This window comes from Streptomyces sp. NPDC007875, assembly GCF_042868035.1.
Taxonomy (GTDB): domain Bacteria; phylum Actinomycetota; class Actinomycetes; order Streptomycetales; family Streptomycetaceae; genus Streptomyces; species Streptomyces antimycoticus.
In genome coordinates this window covers 213,366-233,793 of the sequence record NZ_JBIADZ010000008.1, presented here as the reverse complement: position 1 = coordinate 233,793, position 20,428 = coordinate 213,366, and the positions used below count along the sequence as shown (strand labels likewise).

Sequence of the window (20,428 nt, the reverse complement as noted above, 5' to 3'; positions counted from 1 at the left end):
GGTGACATCAGCTGCTACCGCGGCGGGAGGCATGGGCCCCGTACTCGCGGGCGTGCTCCAGTTGCTCGCCCTCATAGGGGCGCTGGCGCTCGCCTACGTTCCCCTCGGCAACTACATGGCCAAGGTCTTCTCATCCGAGAAGCACTGGCGTGTGGAGAAGTGGATCTACAAGGGCATCGGGGCCAACCCCGACACCGAGATGCGCTGGGCCGCGTATCTGCGCGGGGTGCTGGCCTTCTCGGTGGCCGGTGTGCTCTTCCTGTATCTGCTGCAGCGGCTGCAGGGCAGCCTGCCCGGTTCGCTCGGGTTCTCCTCGATCGAGCCGGCGCAGGCGTTCAACACGGCCGCTTCCTTCGTGTCGAACACCAACTGGCAGTCGTACTACGGCGAGCAGGCCATGGGCCACGTCGTGCAGACCGCCGGTCTTGCCGTGCAGAACTTCGTGTCGGGCGCGGTCGGCATCGCCGTCGCGGTGGCGCTGGTGCGCGGCTTCGCACGCTCGCGCACCGGCGAGCTCGGCAACTTCTGGGCCGATCTGGTGCGCGGCACGGTCCGCGTCCTGGTGCCGGCCGCGGCGATCGCCGCCGTCGTCCTGGTCGCCTGCGGTGCCCTCCAGAACTTCTCGGGCATCCACGAGGTGGGCCAGTTCATGGGCGGCTCGCAGCAGTGGAACGGCGGGGCCGTGGCCTCGCAGGAGGCCATCAAGGAGCTGGGCACCAACGGTGGCGGTTACTTCAACGCCAACAGCGCCCACCCGTTCGAGAACCCGGCCCCGTTCACCAACCTCTTCGAGATCTTCCTGATCCTGGTCATTCCGCTGGCGCTGACCCGCACCTTCGGCATCATGGTCGGCTCGGTCAAGCAGGGCTACGCGATCCTGGCGACCGTGGTCACCATCTGGGTCGGCTTCGTGGCCCTGATGATGTGGACCGAGTTCGCCCATCACGGCCCGGCCCTGCAGGCCGCCGGTGGCGCGATGGAGGGCAAGGAGGCCCGCTTCGGTGTCGCCGGCTCGGCGCTCTTCGGAGTGTCGACCACGCTCACCTCGACCGGAGCGGTGGATTCCTTCCACTCCTCCTTCACGGGCCTGGGCGGCGGCATCACCATGCTCGGCATGATGCTGGGCGAGATCGCGCCCGGTGGTGTGGGCTCCGGCCTCTACGGCATGCTGATCATGGCGATCATCGCGGTGTTCATCGCCGGGCTGATGGTCGGCCGTACGCCCGAGTATCTGGGCAAGAAGATCGGCGCCCGCGAGATGAAGCTGGCGGCCTGCTACATCCTGGTCACCCCGGCGCTGGTGCTGATCTTCACCGCCGCCTCCATGGCCCTGCGGACGCCGCCGAACTCGATGCTCAACTCCGGTGCGCACGGCTTCTCCGAGGTGCTGTACGCGTTCACCTCCGCCTCGAACAACAACGGCTCCGCCTTCGCGGGCCTGAACGCGAACACCGACTGGTTCAACACCACGACCGGTCTGGCGATGCTGCTCGGCCGCTTCGTGCCCATGGTCTTCGTCCTGGCGCTCGCGGGCTCGCTCGCCGAGCAGAAGCCGGTGCCGGCCACCGCGGGCACTCTGCGCACCGAGAAGCCGCTGTTCACAGGGTTGCTGGTGGGCGCGATCCTGATCATCACCGGTCTGACGTACTTCCCGGCGCTGGCGCTGGGGCCGCTGGCCGAGGGGCTGGCGTGATGACCACCCGCACAGAAAACCACGAGGACTCCATGTCCACTGCCACTCCGACCAGGGCGCCGCGGGGCGGCGTTCCCACCGGGCACAGCTCGGCCGAGGACCGTGTCGGCGCGGGCCTCTTCGATCCCGGGCAGCTGCTGAAGTCGCTGCCGGACGCCTTCCGCAAGCTGGACCCGCGGGTGATGGTGAAGTCGCCCGTGATGTTCGTCGTGCTGGTCGGGTCCGTGCTGACCACCGTGTTCTCGTGTCAGGATCCGGGCGACTGGTTCGGCTGGGCGATCAGCGCCTGGCTGTGGCTGACCGTGATCTTCGCCAATCTGGCGGAGGCGGTCGCCGAGGGCCGTGGCAAGGCGCAGGCCGACACCCTGCGCAAGGCCAAGACCGACACGGTGGCCCGGCGGCTGGCCGCGGACGGCACGTCCGAGGAGCGGATCCCCGGCACCGGGCTGAAGATCGGTGACCTGGTGGTCTGCGAGACCGGCGATGTCATCCCCGGCGACGGCGATGTCGTCGAGGGCGTCGCCTCGGTCGACGAGTCGGCGATCACCGGCGAATCGGCGCCGGTGATCCGCGAGTCCGGCGGCGACCGTTCGGCCGTGACCGGCGGCACCAAGGTGCTGTCCGACCGCATCGTCATCAGGATCACCACCAAGCCGGGCGAGACCTTCATCGACCGGATGATCAACCTGGTGGAGGGCGCCGCGCGGCAGAAGACGCCGAACGAGATCGCGCTGAACATCCTGCTCGCCTCGCTGACGATCGTGTTCCTGCTCGCCTGTGTCACGCTGCCGCCGTTCGCCGATTACGCGGGCACGCATCTGACGATGGTGGTGCTGGTGGCGCTGCTGGTCTGCCTGATCCCGACGACGATCGGCGCGCTGCTCTCCGCGATCGGCATCGCGGGCATGGACCGGCTGGTGCAGCGGAACGTGCTGGCGATGTCGGGCCGGGCGGTCGAGGCCGCCGGTGACGTCTCCACGCTGCTGCTGGACAAGACCGGCACGATCACCCTGGGCAACCGGCAGGCAGCGGAGTTCGCGCCGGTGCGCGGCACCACCGAGGCCGAGGTCGCCGACGCCGCCCAGCTCTCCTCGCTGGCCGACGAGACCCCCGAGGGCCGGTCCATCGTCGTCCTGGCCAAGGAGAAGTACGGGCTGCGCGAGCGCCACCAGGGCGAACTGGTGGGCGCGGAGTGGATCGAGTTCACCGCGCAGACCCGGATGTCGGGTGTGGACGTCGGCGAGCGGAAGATCCGTAAGGGCGCGGCCGGTTCGGTCATCGCCTGGGTCCAGGAGCGGGGCGGCACGGTCGCCGGAGACGCGGACCGGATCGCCCACCGGATCTCCGAGGCCGGCGGCACCCCGCTGCTGGTGGCGGTCCAGGACGCCGACGGGGCGCGGGTGCTGGGCGTCATCCACCTCAAGGACGTCGTCAAGGAGGGCATGCGGGAGCGGTTCGACGAGCTGCGCCGCATGGGCATCAAGACCGTCATGATCACGGGTGACAACCCGCTGACGGCCAAGGCCATCGCCGAGGAGGCGGGCGTCGACGACTTCCTCGCCGAGGCCACTCCCGAGGACAAGATGGCCCTGATCAAGCGCGAGCAGGCGGGCGGCAAGCTGGTCGCGATGACCGGCGACGGCACCAACGACGCCCCGGCGCTGGCGCAGGCGGACGTCGGCGTGGCGATGAACACCGGTACGTCGGCCGCCAAGGAGGCCGGCAACATGGTCGACCTCGACTCCAACCCGACCAAGCTCATCGAGATCGTGGAGATCGGCAAGCAGTTGCTGATCACCCGTGGCGCGCTGACCACCTTCTCCATCGCCAACGACGTCGCGAAGTACTTCGCGATCATCCCGGCGCTGTTCGCGGCGGTCTACCCGGGCCTGGACAAGCTGAACATCATGCAGCTGTCCTCGCCGGACTCGGCGATCCTGTCCGCGGTGATCTTCAACGCGCTGATCATCATCGCGCTGGTGCCGCTGGCCCTGCGGGGTGTGCGGTACCGGCCGATGAGCGCGGACAAGATGCTGCGGCGCAACCTCGGGATCTACGGCCTCGGCGGCCTGATAGCGCCCTTCATCGGCATCAAGATCATCGACCTGCTCATCTCCCTCATCCCCGGGATCGGCTGACCGCCATGAACCATTCCGTCATGAACACCGCCCGGCTGTTCGGGGCCGGCCTGCGGGCCCTGCTCGTACTGACCCTGGTCACGGGCGTCATCTACCCGCTGGTGGTCACCGGCATCGCCCAGGGGCTGTTCCACGACAAGGCGAACGGCTCCGAGATCACGGCGAACGGCAAGGTCGTCGGCTCCTCGCTGATCGGGCAGCCGTACAACCTGCCGCTGAAGAAGGGTCAGGAGACCCCGGATCCGGACCTGAAGTGGTTCCAGGGACGCCCGGCGAACGGCCTCGGCGCCAACAGCGTCAACACCCGGTACACGCTGCTGCTGTCCGGAGCCACCAACCTCTCCGCCGACAGCAAGGACCTCCTCCAGCAGGTCAAGGACGCCAAGGCCGCGGTCGTCAAGAACAACTCGGTGCCCGGCTACACCGTCAAGCCGTCCCAGGTCCCCGCCGACGCGGTGACGTCCTCCGGCTCCGGCCTCGACCCGCACATCTCCCCGCGCTACGCGGAGATCCAGATCCATCGGGTCGCGGAGAGGAACGGGCTGTCCGTCGCCCAGGTGGAGAAGCTGGTCGAGGACAAGACCGAGGGCCGCACGATCGGCTTCATCGGCGAGCCGCGGGTGAACGTCCTCGAACTCAACATCGCGCTCAAGGATCTCGTGGCCCAGCACTGACGGCGTCACGCGCCCCGAGAAGCGGGAGCAGGCGGCCGGAGACATTCTCCGGCCGCCGGCTCCCGTCGTCATCGGCGGGGGTGCGCACCGGAATGGACCTGGCGCGGCTCATCGACGCCGCCAACTGGCCGGCGGAGGAGGTCGGCGCGCCCAGCAAGGGATTCGTCCGGCACACCGGCCCGGTGCCGGCCCCCGGCCGACGGGGAAAGCCACTCCCCTTCACCCGGTGATACGCGGGAGGGGGAACCGCTATGCGGGGGAATGGCTGCGCGGCCGCTCGGGCAGCACGGCCCGGTCGGGCGAAGGCGCGCTGGCCGTGACGGTCTCGGTGGCGGTGAGGTCTTCGATGCGGTCGGCGAACCCCGGTTCGGGCAGGGGGAGATCGATGTCGGGGTCGTCGGTGAAGTCGACGGCCCGGGCGACGTAGTGGATGACGGCCGTGGTGGCGGGCGGCACCTCTTGTTCCCTTTTCAGGCCGTGCAGGATGCGGAGGGCGGCGGCCATCTCATGGTCGGTGGCGGCCCAGTCCTCCACGGTGTCGGTGACCGGCGGGATGTCGTGGCCCGCCTGCTCGTGCCACCACTCCAGCCAGGCATGCGCCTGGCCGTCCTCGCCCAGGGCCATGTGGTGGAGGTAGAGGCAGTACGCGGCGGCGGGGTCACCGGCGCCGGCGGCGAACTGCCACCAGAACTGGGCGTGGTCCTCATGGCCGGCCAGTTGCAGGACGCACCCGAGGACCCGGGAGCCGGGCGGTTCGAGGATGCGGCGGGTGAGGAAGTCCCGCAGCTGGGTCAGGGCATCGGGGCGGGCGATGATCGCCTCGCACAGGGTGTGCAGGTCCTGCGCCATCCGTTCGTCCACGCCCGGCGCCGCGGCCCTCGCGGCCGCGGGTGTCCGCTGGGTGGGCTGCGGAGGGCGCTCCTGGGGTGGGGCACCGCCGGGGTCGGCGTGGCGGATGGCGAGCCGGGCCTCGGCGGCCTCGAAGTCGATGGGAGGGGTGGGGTTGAGCAGGGCCCGCGCGAGGATGCGGTCAATGGCTGAGGTCATCGGTCCTCCTTGGCCAGGAGTTGTTGCAGACGGCGGCGGGCGTAGCGGGCGGTGGAGCGGACGCCGGCCTCGGTGATGCCGAGGTGGGTGGCGGTCTCGGCGACGCTGTAGCCGCGGCAGTGGAGCAGGATGACCACGTCCTGCTGGCGCTCGGGGAGTTTCTTGATGGCCTGGTAGAGGTTCAGGCTCTCCTCGAGTACGGCGATGGGGTCGACCGCGTCCCTGAGCATCGCGGTCTCGAACGTCGCGTTGTCCAGGAGGGCGGGGCCGCGGTTGCGGGCGCGGGCGAGGTCGATGGCCCGGTTCTTCATGACCTTCCAGGCGTAGGCCGCCGGGTTCTCCATGGTCAGCACCTTGGGCCAGCAGCGCAGGAGTTGTTCGAAGGCGGCGTCGACGGCCTCTTCGGCGTCCGCGTGGTTGCCGAGGTAGACCACGGCCCGGTCGATGTACGCCTTCCGGTGGAGCTGGTGAAAGGCACGGAAGTCCGCGGGGAGTCCGGGTGTCATCGAGGTGGTCTCGCGCGAGCGCAGGAATTCGTTGGTCACCGCTCCCCTCCCTCCCGGTCGCTGCGATGCAGTTCCGATACGCCGACGCGGACTCCCATCGCGGCCGCGCGGCGCAGGAGGGCGATGGCGTCACTGCCGAATACCCGCGCGACGAGTACGGCGGTGACGACGTTCACCACGGTTTGAAGATTCACGGACTTCGTTGTCCTTCTGTTCGTTGTACGAGGGGTGGCCCCCACACGCCCCGCGAGTGCGCGGTGTTGCGCTCTCTGTTTCAGATAGCGCTCACGGACGCCGGTTCGTGCATCGGATGAGCTTAAAATCTTACGGAACGCAGCGATCCAATTACGCAAATATGAAAAACCTATGGGCCTGGTCCGCTGATCCGGCCCCGATCGCGCCGCCGTGCGAGGGGTTGGGCTAGCCGGTGAGTGACTGGGTGCCGAGCACGGTGAGCAGGGCGAGGCGTTCGGCGTCCTCGGTGCCGGGCTCGGCGGTGTACACCACGATGCGCAGATCGCTGCCCGCCACGGTGAGCACATCGCAGTCCAGCGTCAGCGAGCCCACCCGCGGATGGTCGATGGTCTTGCGCGACGCCTCGTGGTGGCCGACGGTGCCGGAGTCCCACAGCTCGGCGAACCGTTCGCTGTTGGCGCGCAGCTCCGCGACCAGCCGCCGCAGCCGCTGGTCGGCCGGGTAGCGGGCGGCGGCCGTACGGAGATCGGCGACCAGCGCGGCCTGGAACTCGCTGCGGTCCTCATGCGTCTGCCGGGATCCGCTGTCCTCGCAGACGAAGTGGCGCCAGACTCCGTTGCGCTCGTTGCCGCGCCACCGGGACGGATCGCCCCTCAGGGCCACATACGGCGGATTGGCCATGAGCAGCGTCCAGGACGCGTCGCTCACGGCGACGGGCGTGCCGGTCAGCCGGTCCAGCAGCCGCTGGACGCTCGGGGTGATGTACGCCGGCACCGTCTCCGGGCCCGGCGGGGCCAGTCCGGCCAGCCGGAAGAGATGGGCGCGCTCGGTCCCCGACAGCCGCAGTGCCCTGGCCAGGGCCTCGACGATCTGGGTCGAGGGATGGGACGCCCGGCCCTGTTCGAGGCGGGTGACGTAGTCGACGGAGATCCCGGCCAGCATCGCCAGCTCCTCGCGGCGCAGCCCGGCCGCGCGCCGCTGCCCGCCGGACGGCAGCCCGGCGGCCTCCGGTGGGACCCGGTCCCGCCAGCGCCGTACCGCCTTCCCGAACTCCGTGGTCGCCATGACCACCAGTGTGCACCGCCGCCCGGGGGCCGTTCCTGGTACTCGCGGTCCCAGGAAGACGGGGCACCTGGCTGCCCGCTCGCCCCGGACGCAGCCTGGAGACATGACGACAACACTTATCACCGGAGCCAACAAGGGTCTCGGCTTCGAGACCGCCCGCCGACTGATCGCCGCGGGACACACCGTCTACATCGGCAGCCGGGACGCCGAGCGCGGCCGCCGGGCCGCCGAGCGGCTGGGGGCGCGGCTGGTCGTCCTCGATGTCACCGATGACGCGTCCGTGGCCGCCGCCGCCAAGACCATCGAGGCCGACGGCGGACTGGACGTGCTGATCAACAACGCCGGTGTCGAGGAGCGGACGCCGGACGGCGGGGTGATCGGCGCCGCCGAGGTCACCGCCGACATGATGCGGAAGGTGTTCGAGACGAACGTCTTCGGCGTGGTGCGGGTCACCCACGCCTTCCTGCCGCTGCTGCGGCGGTCCGCCGCCCCGGTCGTGGTCAATGTCAGCAGCGGGCTGGCCTCGCTGGAGCGGGTCTCCACCCCCGATACCCCGACGCACGCCTATCCGGGGGTCGCCTATCCGGCGTCGAAGGCCACGGTCAACATGCTCACCGTGCAGTACGCGAAGGCGTTCCCGACGATGCGGATCAACGCCGTCGAGCCCGGCTACACCGCGACGGACCTCAACGCGCACACCGGCCACCAGACCGTCGAGGAGGGCGCCGAGATCATCGTCCGGATGGCCCAGGTGGGCCCCGACGGCCCGACGGGAGGGTACTTCGACATCGAGGGCACTCTCCCCTGGTAGAGCAGCCGGCAGGGCAGCGGGCCGGTCGGCGACGCCGCCCTCACCGGGCCCCCGCGGTCACCTCGGCCCGGCTGTCCCGGGTGCGCCACAGCCACCTGATGTCGCGGGCGAAGGACCAGCTGAGCAGGGTCAGGGCGAGCAGGGCGGCACCGAAGGCCAGGGCATAGGGCAGGACGTCGGCGCCGACGACCAGCAGCAGCACACCCTGGAGCGCGGCCACCGTCTTGCGGGCCGTGCTCGGGGGGAGCTGTCCGTTCAGCCAGGGCAGCACCCGGGCCGCGGCGACGAAGGCGTAGCGCATGGCGCCGATCAGCAGCACCCAGGGGCCGAGCGAGGTGGCCACATAGACGCTGAGCACCAGGATGAGGACGGCGTCGACCTCCATGTCGAACCGCGCGCCCAGCGGGGACGAGGTGCCGGTGCGGCGGGCCACCTGGCCGTCGACCGCGTCCAGGAGCAGCGCGACCGCGGTGAGGGCCACCAGGACGGTGACCGGCGGCGGGCTCTCGAAGGAGTCCGCGACCAGCGCGGTCACCCCGCCGACGAGCGTGGCCCGCGCGAGGGTGACGCGGTTGGCCGCGCCGAAGGAGACGAGCCAGGACCGCGACAGGGCGCGGGTGAGCACCGCCCAGGTGGCGACCGCGAAGGCCAGGCCGGTCAGCCAGCCCACGGGTCCCAGGTCGATCGCCGTGCCGAGCAGCACGAGCAGCAGCAGCTGCGCGGCCGCGCCCGCGGCCGTCTCGTTGCGCACCAGCGTCGTGTTGTAGGGATTGTTCAGGGCCACCGTGCACCCTCCGGGCTGTGTGGCGGAGTGGATGGGTGCCGCGTACCGTGTTCGCGGCTTCATGGTCACCGGTACGTGAGCCACCGCCCGATTGTTCAGCCCCTTTGGAGAACGTCGTATGACGCGCACCGCCCGCGCCTTCTGGCTCCGCTCCCCCGGCCGTGGCGAGATACGGGAGGTGGCCCTGCCCGATCCCGGGCCCGAGGACGTGGTGGTGCGCACGCTGTGCTCGGGGGTGAGCCGCGGTACGGAGACCCTGGTCTTCCGCGGTGGCGTACCGGTGAGTCAGCACACCGCGATGCGCGCGCCGTTCCAGGATGGCGAGTTCCCCGGGCCGGTCAAGTACGGCTATCTCAATGTGGGTCTGGTCGAGGAGGGGCCGCCGTCCCTGCTGGGGCGCACCGTCTTCTGTCTGTATCCGCACCAGACCCGCTATGTGGTCCCGGCGAGCGCGGTGACCCCGGTGCCGGAGGGCGTGCCCGCCCCGCGCGCCGTGCTGGCGGGGACGGTGGAGACCGCGGTGAACGCGGCGTGGGACGCCGCGCCCCTGCTGGGCGACCGGATCGCCGTGGTGGGGGCGGGGATGGTGGGTGCCTCCGTGGCCGCGGTGCTGGCGCGGTTCCCCGCCGTACGGGTGCAGCTGGTGGACGCCGAGCCGGCGCGCGCGGACGTCGCGCGGGCGCTCGGGGTGGACTTCGCGCTCCCCGAGGAGGCGGCGGGCGACCTCGATCTGGTCGTGCACGCCAGCGCCACCGAACAGGGGCTCGCGCGCTCGCTGGAGCTCCTCGCCCCGGAGGGCACCGTGCTGGAGCTGAGCTGGTACGGGGACCGGCGGATCAGCCTGCCGCTCGGGGAGGCGTTCCACTCCCGCCGGCTGACGGTGCGCGCCAGCCAGGTGGGGACGGTCTCACCGGCCCGGGGCACCCGCCGCGGTTACGGCGACCGGATGGCGCTGGCGCTCGAACTGCTCGCCGATCCGGCCTTCGACGCCCTCGTCACCGGCGAATGCGGTTTCGAGGAGCTTCCTCAGGTGCTGCCGGGGCTCGCCTCCGGGGAGATTCCGGGGCTGTGCCACCGGGTTCGCTACGGCGCGGAATCTGCCGTGTCATCCGTCTGAACACGGGGAACGTGACGGCCGTACTAGAGGGCGTGCCCCGGCTGAGGGCCCGACGCGCCGTATCTGGAGGGTCATCCGTTGTTCAGCATCACCGTCCGCGATCACATCATGATCGCTCACAGTTTTCGCGGGGACGTCTTCGGACCCGCGCAGCGGTTGCACGGGGCGACGTTCCTCGTGGACGCCACTTTCCGCCGTGCCGAGTTGGACGACGACAACATCGTCGTCGACATCGGCCTGGCCACCCGTGAGCTGGGGGAGGTGTGCGGCGCGCTCAGCTATCGCAATCTCGACGACGAACCCGATTTCGAGGGGATCAACACCTCCACCGAATTCCTCGCCAAGGTGATCGCCGACCGCCTCGCCGAACGGGTGGGATCCGGGGCGCTGGGCGAGGGTGCCCGCGGGCTGTCCGGGATCGTGGTCACCCTCCATGAGTCGCATGTCGCCTGGGCGAGTTATGAGCGCGGCCTATGAGCCCGGCCGCACCGCGCACGGTGCACATCGTGATGCCCGGCGCCGTGGCCGACCCGGCCGCGCCGAGCGGCGGCAACGTCTACGACCGGCGGATCTGCCGGGATCTGCCCGGCGCCGGCTGGCGGGTCGAGGAGCATGCCGTCGAGGGTGACTGGCCCCAGCCGGGCCCCGCCGCCCGCGCCGAGCTGACCCGGATCCTGGCCGGGCTGGCGGACGGCACGGCCGTCCTGCTCGACGGGCTGGTGGCCTGTGCGCTTCCCGCCATCGTCGTCCCGCAGGCCCAGCGGCTGCGGCTGGCGGTGCTGGTGCATCTGCCGCTGGGCGACGAGACGGGGCTGGCCCCCGGCCGGGCCGCGGAGTTGCAGGCGCTGGAGGGCCGGACGCTGCGCTCGGTGCGGGCGGTGGTGGCCACCAGCGCTTGGGCGGCCGGTCGGCTGGTGGATCTGCACGGGCTGGTGCCCGACCGGGTCCATGTGGCGGCGCCCGGCGCCGATATCGCCCCCCTCGCCTCCCCGGGCGGCGAGGGCTCACGGCTGCTGTGCGTGGCCTCGGTGACCCCGCGCAAGGGGCAGCTTCGGCTGGTGGAGGCGCTCGCGGAGATCCCGGATCTGCCCTGGGCTTGCGACTGTGCGGGAGCCCTGGACCAGGACCCGGAGTACACCGCGCGGCTCCGGGAGCTGATCGAGAAGCTGGGCGTGGCCGACCGGGTGCGTCTGCTCGGCCCGAGGACCGGCGCCGAGCTGGACGCCGGTTACGCGGGTGCCGACGCGATGGTGCTCGCCTCGTACGCCGAGACCTACGGCATGGCGGTGACCGAGGCGCTCGCCCGGGGAATCCCGGTGCTGGCCACGGCCGTCGGCGGGGTTCCGGAGGCCATCGGGCAGGCACCCGACGGCAGGGTGCCGGGCATGCTCATCGACCCGGACGACCCCGGGGCGCTCACGGCGGCGTTGCGCCGCTGGCTGGGCGACCCCGGTATGCGCCGCCGGCTGACCGCCGCCGCGCGTGAGCGGCGCACCGCGCTGGCCGGGTGGGAGAACACCACCCGGAACCTGGCCGGTGCGCTGGAAGAGCTCCGAGACGAACCGCGGAGGGCCGCGTGAAGACGACCGACGTACCGCGTTACACCCCCGACTGGCTGGAGTTGCGGGAGAGCGCCGACGCGGCGGCCCGCTCCCCCGAACTCATCGAGGAGCTCCGCCCCCGGCTGTCCGGCCCGCCGCTGGTGGTTCACGATCTGGGTTGCGGCACCGGCTCCATGGGGCGCTGGCTGGCTCCCCGGCTGAGCGGCCCGCAGCTGTGGATCCTGCACGACCGCGACCCCGATCTGCTGGACCGGGCGGCCCTGCGGATGCCCCGGACGGCCACCGACGGAAGCCGCATCACCATCGCGACGGCACGTGGCGACCTCGCCCGGCTGACCGCGAGCACGCTGGACGGCGCCTCGCTGGTGACGGCGTCCGCGCTGCTGGACGTGCTCACCGCCGAGGAGGTGGACGGGATCGCCGCGGCCTGCGCCGCGGCCCAGTGCCCGGCCTTGCTGGCACTGTCCGTGGTGGGGCGGGTCGAGATCACCCCGGCCGATCCGCTGGACGCGGAGATCGCCGAGGCGTTCAACGCCCACCAGCGGCGCGGCGGTCTGGTGGGCCCCGACGCGATGGCGGTGGCCTCCGAGACGTTCGCCCGGTACGGCGCGACGGTACGGACCCATGCCAGCCCCTGGACACTCGGCGCCGACCACGCCGCGCTGACGGCCGAGTGGCTGCGGGGCTGGGTGGGCGCGGCCGTGGAGCACCGGCCGGAGCTGGCCGCGCGCGCCGAGGCGTATCTGCGCCGCCGGCTGGCGATCGCCGCGACAGGCGCGCTGCGGGTGGTGGTGCACCACCGCGATCTGCTGGCGCTGCCCGCGTCCCGCACGATGGGGGCGGCCGCGTGACCGCCGCGCTGCGGGCCCGGCTCGGGGCGGCCGCGGGCGTCGCCATCCTCGGGGTGGTGCTGTGGCGGCTGGGCACCGGGGCCTTTGTGGACGGTCTGCACACCATCGACGGCCTCACCCTGCTGGCCGCGCTCGGTCTCGGCCTGCTCACCACGGTCTTCAGCGCATGGCGCTGGTGTCTGGTGGCGCGGGGGCTGAGGATCCGGCTGCCGCTGGGCCCGGCCGTCGCCGACTACTACCGCGCGCTGTTCCTCAACGCCGCGCTGCCCGGTGGGGTCCTCGGCGATGTGCATCGCGCGGTGCGGCACGGGCGGGACGCGGGGGATGTCGGCCGGGGCGTACGCGCGGTGGTGCTGGAGCGGGTCGCGGGCCAGCTGGTGCTGATCGCGGTGGGGGTGGCGATCCTGCTGGCCCACCCCTCCCTGGCCCTGGAGCAGTTGGGCCGGCTGGTCGGCGGTCTCGGCGGCCGGATGGCGTGGGCGGCGGTGCTCGCGGGGTGCGTCGCATTGCTCGTCACCGTGGCCGTCCGCCGCCGCGCGGCGCCGGTGGCCGCGCGGCGGCGGGGCGCGATCCGCGGCGCGCTGGCCGAGGCGCGCCGCGGGCTGCTGGCCCGGGGCAGCTGGCCGGGGGTGGTGGTCTCCTCGGTCGTGGTGCTGGCCGGGCATCTGACGACGTTCGTCCTGGCCGCCCGGGCCGCGGGGTCAGACGCCCCGCTGACCGAGCTGCTGCCCCTGATGGTGCTCGCCCTGATCGCCATGGCGCTGCCGCTGAACGTCGGCGGCTGGGGCCCCCGCGAGGGCGTCACCGCCTGGGCCTTCGGCGCCGCGGGCCTGGGCGCGGGCCAGGGGCTGACCGTGGCCGTGGTCTACGGAGTGCTCACCTTCGCCGCGAGCCTCCCCGGCGTCGCGGTGCTGGTCGTCCAGTGGTGCGCCCGGCTGCGGGGCCGACAGGTCGAGTTCGAAGAGGGTGTCCTCGCCGAGGGTGGAGCGGCGGACGGGCGGGCGCAGCGCGTCCCGCATGACCGGCGTCCCGTCGAAGCGCAGCCCGGGGATGCCGTCGCCGAGCAGGACCGGGGCCACGGTGACATAGAGCCGCTGCAGCGCCCCCGCGTGCAGAAAGCGGGACACGGTGACGCCGCCGCCCTCGATGAGCACCCGGCCCAGTCCGCGCCGCGCGAGCGCCCGCACCAGCTGGTGGGGGGCGAAGGCGTCGGGCTCCGCGAGCGTCAGCAGCTCCACTCCGTCCGGCGGCGCCGGCCGGTGCTCGCCGGTGGCACCCACCACCCACAGGGTCGGAGCTGAGCCATCGGTGAACACGCGTCGGTCGAGCGGCACCCGTCCGCGGGGATCGAGGACGACCCGTACCGGGTGGGTGCCCGCGCAGGCGCGGACGGTCAGCTGGGGGTCGTCCGCGACGGCGGTGCCGGCCCCGACGACCACCGCGTCGGCCAGGGCGCGCAGCCGGTGGAGATGGCGGCGGTCCTCCTCGCCGGTGACGTAGTCGGCGTCGCCGGTGCGGGTGGCGATGAATCCGTCCAGGCTCTGACCGAGCTGAGCGATCGTCAGCCGCGGCCCGGCCAGGCACAGCGGGAGATAGCGGTCGGCCAGGAGCCGGGCCTCCGGCGAGGCGGGCTCACTCCACCGCCGCCTGCCGTCCGGGCCCCGGACCAGACCGGCGGCCCCGGTGTCGGCCTCGCTCCGGACGGAGCGCAGCCGCTCCCATGCCTCTTCCGTTTCCAGAAAGGTCATCACGCCTCCTTCTCGGCACCGACCAGGGAAAGATACTCGGCGAAGGAATCGACGAGCCCTGCCAGCAGTTCCTTTCCCTTATCCGCGGACGCCCTGGACGGCCGGCCGATGACGCCGGACTCCGTATAGGCGGACATACCGAGGGTGAGCAGATGTTTCCGATCGTCGGATATCCAGTCGGAGGTTTCATGGCCGGGCCGGACGAGTTCTGGATGGGCATGCAGGAGTATGGATGTCTCCAGTTCCCCCGCATGCATATCGCTGTTCGATGGGGTGCGTACTCCGGCGCGGGTCCTGGCGGCGTCCCAGTCCGCCGATCCGGGGAATAGCGCCATACCGAAGTCACCCCCGGCGGATTCCTGAACGATGTTGCGCAGTACGTAATTCCCGCCGTGTCCGTTCACCAGAATCAGACCGCGTATACCCGAGCGCCGTAGCGAGTCGGCGATATCGCGGACCACGGCGTAGAGGGTGGCCGCGGACAGGGACACCGTGCCTGGCCAGGCCGCATGTTCATGGGAGCAGGAGATCGTCACCGGGGGCAGGTGAAGCACCGGATACGCGGCCGCGATCTCGCCTGCGATCGTGCAGGCGATGACCGTGTCGGTCGCCAGCGGGAGAAATGCGCCGTGTTGTTCGAAGCTGCCTACGGGAAGCACGGCGACATCGGCCCGGTCGGCCCGCACTTCCTCCGTCGTCTGTGTCGGCAACACCATGCCGACCTGCGGGCGCGTTCCCGAACCGCTCATATCTCGTGGACCTTTCCTGTGTCGGCCGGACAGCTTGTTGCCGCGGCTTTGTCATTCTCCTGTACAAGGGCGGTGGTTTTCCAGATAAGATCGGGACATGACAGAAAGTGATGGCGTGTTCGATGTCGACGCCCACCCCTCGGGTGTCGAACGAGTGGTGAATGTCCGGCTGTCCACGAAGCATGGCGACTTTCTCGCGATCGGCTATCGGGACCTCGTTCGCGGTGATGAACAAATGGCGCTGGTATACGGCGATGTCACCGGTGAGGAAGCACTTACCCGCCTGCATTCGGAGTGCCTCACCGGAGACGCGTTCGGCTCCCGTCACTGCGAGTGCGGCGACCAGCTCTCCGCGGCACTGAAGGCGATCGTGGCCGAAGGCCGGGGCATTCTCGTCTATCTGAGGGGTCATGAGGGACGCGGGATCGGGCTGCTCGCCAAGCTCCAGGCGATGAAGCTCCAGGCGGAGGGGCTCGACACGGTCGAGGCCAACCTCGCCCTCGGCCTGCCGGCGGACGCCCGGGACTACAAGGTCGCGGCGGATGTCCTGCACGACCTCGAGGTGCGCTCCGTGCGACTGCTGTCCAACAACCCCCAGAAGCGGGACGCGCTGCTGCGGCATGGCGTCAGGGTCAGCGAGCAGGTGCCGCTGCTGATGACTCCGCACAAGGAGAACCTCCCGTATCTGCTCACCAAGCGGGATCGCATGGACCACTATCTGCCCCATCTGGAAGCCGTGATCCAGCGCACCTGAAGAAGACCCTGACCCGGGGGCCGCGGCCCCGCCCACCGGCGTCGGCCGGGCGCGAGCCGCGGCCCGCCATCGGTGTGGCCATACCACCGAACGGGCGATCAGTACCGATATATCCGAGAATGAGGGTGCCGCGTGACGTTCCGACGGACGACGATCAAGGGTAGGGACCATGGACCTGGAGATCGAGCTCCGGGTGGACGGGACCGAGCACCGCCTCACCGTCGACACCCGTACGACGCTGCTGGACGCCCTGCGCGAGCAGCTGGGGAACACCAGCCCCAAGAAGGGCTGCGACCACGGACAGTGCGGCGCCTGCACGCTGCTGCTCGACGGCCGCCGGGTCCTCGGCTGCCTCGCGCTGGCCGTCGCCCACCAGGGCGCGGACATCGTCACGGCCGCGGGGCTCACCAACGGTGAGCTGCATCCGCTCCAGCAGTCGTTCATCGCCCATGACGCCTTCCAGTGCGGCTACTGCACACCTGGTCAGATCGTCTCGGCGGCCGGCATGCTGCAGGAGGCCGGGGAGGGCTGGCCGAGCGCCGCGAGCAAGGATCTGGGCGCCACCGATGTGGTGCTCGACGACGAGGAGATCGCCGAGCGGATGAGCGGCAACCTGTGCCGCTGCGCCGCATACGCGAACATCGTCCCGGCGATCGCGGAGGTGGCGCACCGATGAGGCCCTTTCGCTACGAGCGCGCCGATGAGGTGTCGGCGGCCGTCACCACCCTGGTCCAGGAGCCCGAGGCGGCCTATCTGGCCGGCGGGACCAATCTGGTCGATCTGATGCGGCTGGAGGTGGCGACCCCGGAGCTGCTGATCGACGTCCGGCGGCTCACCTCCGACCGGATCGAGGAGCTGCCCGACGGGGGGCTGCGGATCGGCGCGGCCGTGCCCAACAGCGATCTGGCCGCCGACCCCCGGGTCCGGCGGCGCTATCCGGTGCTCTCCCAGGCGCTGCTCTCGGGCGCCTCGGGTCAGCTGCGCAACCTCGCCACCACCGGCGGGAATCTCCTGCAGCGCACCCGCTGCCCGTACTTCCAGAACGTCACCACCGCCTGCAACAAGCGCACCCCGGGCTCGGGCTGTTCGGCCATGGGGGGCTATCAGCGCGATATGGCGATCCTGGGCACCTCCCCCACCTGTGTGGCCACCCACCCCTCGGACATGGCCGTCGCGCTGGCCGCGCTGGACGCGGTGGTGACGGTGGCCGGCCCGGCCTCCGAGCGGCGGATCCGGCTGACCGAGCTGCACCGGCTGCCGGAGGCCACCCCCGAGCGCGACACCGTCCTGGAGCGCGGTGAGCTGATCACCGGGGTGGAGCTGCCGCCCCCGCACTCCGCGCTGCGCTCGCGCTACCGCAAGGTGCGCGACCGCGCCTCGTACGCCTTCGCGCTGGTCTCGGTCGCCGCCGCGCTGGAGGTCACCGACGGGGCGGTACGGGACGTGCGCATCGCGATGGGCGGGGTGGCGCACAAGCCCTGGCGGGCCACCACGGCCGAGGCGGTGCTGCGCGGCGCGCCCGCGACCCGGGAGAGCTTCGTGGACGCGGCCGCGGCCGAGCTGTCCGCGGCGCGGCCGCTGCCGGGCAACGCCTTCAAGGTCCCGCTCGCCCGCAACACGATGGTCGCCACCCTGCTGGAGTTGCTGGAGGAGGCGCGATGAGCCACGTCACAGCCCGCCCCCACGCCATCGGCATCCCGATGGACCGCATCGACGGCGCGCAGAAGGTCACCGGCACCGCCACCTACGCCTATGAATGGCCCCTCGACCAGCCCGTCTATCTGTATCCGCTGCAGTCCACGATCGCCTCCGGGCGGGTCACCGGGGTGGACAGCGCGCTCGCGGAGGCGGAGCCGGGGGTACTGGCCGTGCTCAGCCATCTCAACGCCCCCACGCTGACCCGGCCCGACGATCCGGAGCTCGCGGTCCTGCAGTCCGACGAGGTCGCCTGGCGCGGCCAGTTCATCGGGGCGGTGGTCGCCGAATCGCTGGAGACGGCGCGGCGCGCGGCGGGGCTCGTCCGCGTCGACTACGAGAGCCGGCCCCCCGATGTGGTGCTGCGCGCCGACCGTGACGACCTCTACTCCCCGGTGCACGCCGCCGCCTTCGGCACGGGCGGTGGAGAGCTGCAGGACGGCTCGCCGGCCGACAGTCTGCTGGGGGACGTCGATACGGCGCTGGCGGCGTCGCCGACCATGGTGGACACCACGTACTCCACGCCGATGCACCACAACAACCCGATGGAGCCGCACACCGCGGTCGTCACCTGGCTGAACGGCGAGCTGCTGGTGCGCTGCTCCACCCAGGGCGTCTCCATGAGCCAGGCCCTGATCTCCGGGGTGCTGGGGCTGGAGCCGGGGCGGGTGCGGGTGGTCTCCCCGCATGTCGGGGGCGCGTTCGGCTCGAAGGTCTACCCCCACGCGTATGCCGTCCTCGCCGCGATGGCCGCCCGGATCGTCCGGCGGCCGGTCAAGTTCACCCTCACCCGGCAGCAGATGTTCGCCCTGGTCGGCTACCGTCCGGCGTCGATCCAGCGGATCCGGCTGGGCGCCGGCCGGGACGGCAGGCTCACCGCGCTGGCCCACGATGTGATCGAGCAGACCGCCAAGGCCAAGGGGTATGCGGAGCAGGTGGGCGTCTGCTCCCGGCTGATGTACGCGGCGCCGCACCGGCGCACCACCCACCGGCTGGCCCCGCTGGATGTCCCGGTGCCGACGATCATGCGGGCGCCGGGCGAGGCACAGGGGATGTACGCGCTGGAGTCGGCCATGGACGAGATGGCGATCGCCTGCGGTCTTGACCCGGTGGAGTTCCGGATCCGCAATGAGCCGGAGGTGCATCCGGAGTCCGGGCTGCCGTTCTCCAGCCGCCATCTGACCGACTGTCTGCGCGAGGGCGCCCGCCGGGCCGGATGGGAGCACCGTGACCCGGCTCCCCGGGCGCGCCGCGAGGGGCGCTGGCTGGTGGGCACCGGCGTGGCCGCCTCGACGTATCCCTCCCCCCGCTTCCCCGGCAACGCGGCGACGATCCGGGTCGGCCCGGACGGCCGCTACACGGTGCGGATCGCCGCCGCCGACCTGGGCACCGGCACCTGGACGGCGCTCACCCAGATCGCCGCGGACGCGCTGAGCGTCCCGGTCGGGCAGGTGGAGATGCGGATCGGGGACACGGCGCTGCCGGCCGCGTCGGTCGCCGGGTTCTCGGCCGGCATCAACAGCTGGGGCACCGCGATCTGGGAGGCGGCGGACCGGCTGCGGGCCCGGCTGCGGGCCGAACACGGCGGTATCGCGCCGCCGGAGGGGCTGGAGGTCACCGCGGAGATGGGCGGCGGCAACCCGGAGGCCGAGCGCTATGCGATGCACAGTTTCGGCGCCCAGTTCGCCGAGGTGCGGGTCGACGAGGACACCGGTGAGCTGCGGGTGACGCGGCTGCTGGGCATGTTCGACGTGGGCCGCGTCATCAACCCCAAGACGGCCCGCTCCCAGCTCATCGGCGGGATGACCCAGGGAATGTCGATGGCGCTGTACGAACACAGTGTGCTCGACCCGCGGTTCGGCCATGTGGTCAACCACGACTTCGCCCAGTACCACATCGCCTCCCACGCCGATGTCCACGCGGTCGAGGCCCACTGGCTGGACGAGCCCGATCCGTACACCAACCCCATGGGGGCCAAGGGCCTCGGCGAGGTGGGCATCGTGGGCACCGCCGCGGCCATCGGCAACGCCGTGCACCACGCCACCGGTGTCCGGGTCCGCGAACTGCCCATCACCCTCGACAAGCTGGTGTCCTAGCCATGGCCCCGGCACCGATCCTGGTGACCGGCGCCGCGGGGAGCGTCGGAGGCATCGGCCGCACCGTGGTGCAGGAGCTGCGCCGGCGCGATCTGCCGGTGCGGGCCATGGTCCACCAGGAGGACGAACGGGCCGACGCGCTGCGCTCGACGGGCGCGGAGGTGGTGGCGGGCGATCTGACCCGCGCCCCGGACGTGGTCCGCGCGATGGACGGCTGCGGACGGATGTACTTCGGCATGAGCGTCTCGTCGGGGTATCTGGAGGCCACGGTGACGACGGCGGCGGTCGCCCGCGAATACGCGCGGCTGGAAGTGCTCGTCAACATGTCGCAGATGACGGTCTCCCAGATGGACTTCACGAGCACCACGGAGTCCAATCAGCACCGGCTGCAGTGGCTGGGCGAACAGGCCCTCGACTGGTCCGGGTTGCCCGTCACCCACCTCAGGCCCACCGTCTTCATGGAGAATCCGCTCTTCTCGGTCTTCGTCTACTCCTCGATCGCGCAGGAGGGCACGATCCGGCTGCCGTTCGGCACCGGTCGCACCTCCCCGGTCGCGGCGGGGGACGTCGCCGCGGTGGTGACGGAGATCCTGGTGGACCCCACCTCGCACATCGGCAAGACCTACCATCTGACCGGCCCGGCCTCCGTCGACATGACCACCATGGCCGCGGAGTTCGCCGACGCGCTCGGCCGGCCGGTCAGCTATGTGGACGTCTCCTACGAAGCCTGGGTCAACCACGATCTGCGGGCCCTGGGCCTGCCCGACCACGTCTTCCAGCATCTGGCGACCATGGCCCGGCTGCACGCGGAGAACCGCTACGACCGCCGGACCGACGACATCGAGACGATCACCGGGAGGCCCGCGACCGGGGTGCGGGAATTCGTCGGCACCCACCCCGAGATGTTCACGGCCTGAGAGCGGCCCCGGTGGCGCCGGTGTCC

20 protein-coding genes and 2 pseudogenes are annotated in these 20,428 nt (G+C 71.5%); 15 read left to right on the top strand and 7 right to left on the bottom strand.

What is annotated here, in order from left to right; genetic code table 11:
* Window positions 1-31 precede the first annotated feature (31 nt).
* From kdpA to ACFYOY_RS18955, 4 genes are all read left to right on the top strand, one after another.
* Window positions 32-1,693 (top strand): potassium-transporting ATPase subunit KdpA, encoded by a 1,662-nt coding sequence (gene kdpA / locus ACFYOY_RS18970; RefSeq protein WP_351886360.1) that lies wholly within the window; start codon window positions 32-34, stop codon window positions 1,691-1,693.
* Complete coding sequence (kdpB, locus tag ACFYOY_RS18965; protein ID WP_351885903.1) at window positions 1,693-3,831, top strand: potassium-transporting ATPase subunit KdpB; 2,139 nt, start codon at window positions 1,693-1,695, stop codon at window positions 3,829-3,831. Before kdpA ends, kdpB begins: the two co-directional genes overlap by 1 nt.
* 5 nt (window positions 3,832-3,836) lie before the next feature.
* A complete protein-coding gene (locus ACFYOY_RS18960; RefSeq protein ID WP_388588169.1) occupies window positions 3,837-4,505 on the top strand; it encodes a potassium-transporting ATPase subunit C in 669 nt (222 codons plus the stop codon).
* Window positions 4,506-4,585: 80 nt separating this feature from the next.
* Window positions 4,586-4,735: a hypothetical protein gene (locus tag ACFYOY_RS18955; protein ID WP_351885909.1), complete on the top strand. Its 150-nt coding sequence runs from the start codon at window positions 4,586-4,588 to the stop codon at window positions 4,733-4,735.
* A gap of 19 nt (window positions 4,736-4,754) precedes the next feature.
* On the opposite strand, the gene ACFYOY_RS18950 is transcribed toward ACFYOY_RS18955, so the two are convergent.
* From ACFYOY_RS18950 to ACFYOY_RS18935, 4 genes are all read right to left on the bottom strand, one after another.
* Entirely contained in the window at window positions 4,755-5,552 is a 798-nt protein-coding gene (locus tag ACFYOY_RS18950) for a hypothetical protein (protein WP_351885912.1), read from the bottom strand.
* Window positions 5,549-6,097 (bottom strand): sigma-70 family RNA polymerase sigma factor, encoded by a 549-nt coding sequence (locus tag ACFYOY_RS18945; RefSeq protein ID WP_351885915.1) that lies wholly within the window; start codon window positions 6,095-6,097, stop codon window positions 5,549-5,551. The genes ACFYOY_RS18950 and ACFYOY_RS18945 overlap by 4 nt, the downstream gene beginning before the upstream one ends.
* The gene (locus tag ACFYOY_RS18940; protein WP_014059559.1) at window positions 6,094-6,252 is read right to left on the bottom strand and encodes a hypothetical protein; all 159 of its coding nucleotides are present in this window, start codon (window positions 6,250-6,252) and stop codon (window positions 6,094-6,096) included. The genes ACFYOY_RS18945 and ACFYOY_RS18940 overlap by 4 nt, the downstream gene beginning before the upstream one ends.
* A 226-nt stretch (window positions 6,253-6,478) precedes the next feature.
* On the bottom strand, window positions 6,479-7,318 hold the full coding sequence (locus ACFYOY_RS18935; protein WP_351885918.1) for a helix-turn-helix transcriptional regulator: 840 nt from the start codon (window positions 7,316-7,318) through the stop codon (window positions 6,479-6,481).
* A gap of 103 nt (window positions 7,319-7,421) precedes the next feature.
* On the opposite strand from ACFYOY_RS18935, the gene ACFYOY_RS18930 reads away from it, so the two are divergent.
* Window positions 7,422-8,129, top strand: a complete 708-nt coding sequence (locus tag ACFYOY_RS18930) for an SDR family NAD(P)-dependent oxidoreductase (RefSeq protein WP_351885921.1) — start codon at window positions 7,422-7,424, stop codon at window positions 8,127-8,129.
* 40 nt (window positions 8,130-8,169) lie between these two features.
* Here the strand turns inward: ACFYOY_RS18930 and ACFYOY_RS18925 are convergent, their stop codons facing one another.
* A complete protein-coding gene (locus ACFYOY_RS18925) occupies window positions 8,170-8,913 on the bottom strand; it encodes a CDP-alcohol phosphatidyltransferase family protein (RefSeq protein WP_351885924.1) in 744 nt (247 codons plus the stop codon).
* Window positions 8,914-9,031: 118 nt separating this feature from the next.
* On the opposite strand from ACFYOY_RS18925, the gene ACFYOY_RS18920 reads away from it, so the two are divergent.
* The 5 genes and pseudogenes from ACFYOY_RS18920 to ACFYOY_RS18900 all read left to right on the top strand — a co-directional run.
* Window positions 9,032-10,030, top strand: a complete 999-nt coding sequence (locus ACFYOY_RS18920) for a zinc-binding alcohol dehydrogenase (RefSeq protein WP_351885927.1) — start codon at window positions 9,032-9,034, stop codon at window positions 10,028-10,030.
* Between the two features lie 78 nt (window positions 10,031-10,108).
* Window positions 10,109-10,507 (top strand): 6-carboxytetrahydropterin synthase, encoded by a 399-nt coding sequence (locus ACFYOY_RS18915; RefSeq protein WP_351885930.1) that lies wholly within the window; start codon window positions 10,109-10,111, stop codon window positions 10,505-10,507.
* Window positions 10,504-11,610: a glycosyltransferase family 4 protein gene (locus ACFYOY_RS18910; RefSeq protein ID WP_388588162.1), complete on the top strand. Its 1,107-nt coding sequence runs from the start codon at window positions 10,504-10,506 to the stop codon at window positions 11,608-11,610. The genes ACFYOY_RS18915 and ACFYOY_RS18910 overlap by 4 nt, the downstream gene beginning before the upstream one ends.
* Window positions 11,538-12,443, top strand: coding sequence for an SAM-dependent methyltransferase (locus ACFYOY_RS18905; protein WP_388588159.1), 906 nt, complete (start codon window positions 11,538-11,540; stop codon window positions 12,441-12,443). The genes ACFYOY_RS18910 and ACFYOY_RS18905 overlap by 73 nt, the downstream gene beginning before the upstream one ends.
* Window positions 12,440-13,279: pseudogene (locus tag ACFYOY_RS18900) on the top strand (YbhN family protein); the annotation flags it as partial. The gene ACFYOY_RS18905 and the pseudogene ACFYOY_RS18900, both read left to right, overlap by 4 nt.
* A gap of 273 nt (window positions 13,280-13,552) precedes the next feature.
* Here the strand turns inward: ACFYOY_RS18900 and ACFYOY_RS18895 are convergent.
* Together ACFYOY_RS18895 and ACFYOY_RS18890 are read right to left on the bottom strand one after the other, a co-directional pair.
* A pseudogene (locus tag ACFYOY_RS18895) lies at window positions 13,553-14,191 on the bottom strand (RibD family protein); the annotation flags it as partial.
* Entirely contained in the window at window positions 14,191-14,940 is a 750-nt protein-coding gene (locus tag ACFYOY_RS18890; protein WP_351885939.1) for a creatininase family protein, read from the bottom strand. The gene ACFYOY_RS18890 and the pseudogene ACFYOY_RS18895, both read right to left, overlap by 1 nt.
* A gap of 97 nt (window positions 14,941-15,037) precedes the next feature.
* On the opposite strand from ACFYOY_RS18890, the gene ribA reads away from it, so the two are divergent.
* The 5 genes from ribA (at window position 15,038) to ACFYOY_RS18865 (ending at window position 20,402) form a co-directional block, all read left to right on the top strand.
* Window positions 15,038-15,694 (top strand): GTP cyclohydrolase II, encoded by a 657-nt coding sequence (gene ribA, locus ACFYOY_RS18885; protein ID WP_351885942.1) that lies wholly within the window; start codon window positions 15,038-15,040, stop codon window positions 15,692-15,694.
* Window positions 15,695-15,863: 169 nt separating this feature from the next.
* On the top strand, window positions 15,864-16,370 hold the full coding sequence (locus tag ACFYOY_RS18880; RefSeq protein ID WP_078640554.1) for a (2Fe-2S)-binding protein: 507 nt from the start codon (window positions 15,864-15,866) through the stop codon (window positions 16,368-16,370).
* A complete protein-coding gene (locus tag ACFYOY_RS18875) occupies window positions 16,367-17,356 on the top strand; it encodes a xanthine dehydrogenase family protein subunit M (protein WP_351885945.1) in 990 nt (329 codons plus the stop codon). Before ACFYOY_RS18880 ends, ACFYOY_RS18875 begins: the two co-directional genes overlap by 4 nt.
* Window positions 17,353-19,485 carry a xanthine dehydrogenase family protein molybdopterin-binding subunit gene (locus ACFYOY_RS18870; protein WP_351885948.1) on the top strand — a complete coding sequence of 711 codons (2,133 nt, stop codon included), beginning with the start codon at window positions 17,353-17,355 and terminating at the stop codon, window positions 19,483-19,485. Before ACFYOY_RS18875 ends, ACFYOY_RS18870 begins: the two co-directional genes overlap by 4 nt.
* Window positions 19,486-19,487: 2 nt before the next feature.
* On the top strand, window positions 19,488-20,402 hold the full coding sequence (locus ACFYOY_RS18865) for an NAD(P)H-binding protein (protein WP_351885951.1): 915 nt from the start codon (window positions 19,488-19,490) through the stop codon (window positions 20,400-20,402).
* Window positions 20,403-20,428: the final 26 nt, after the last annotated feature.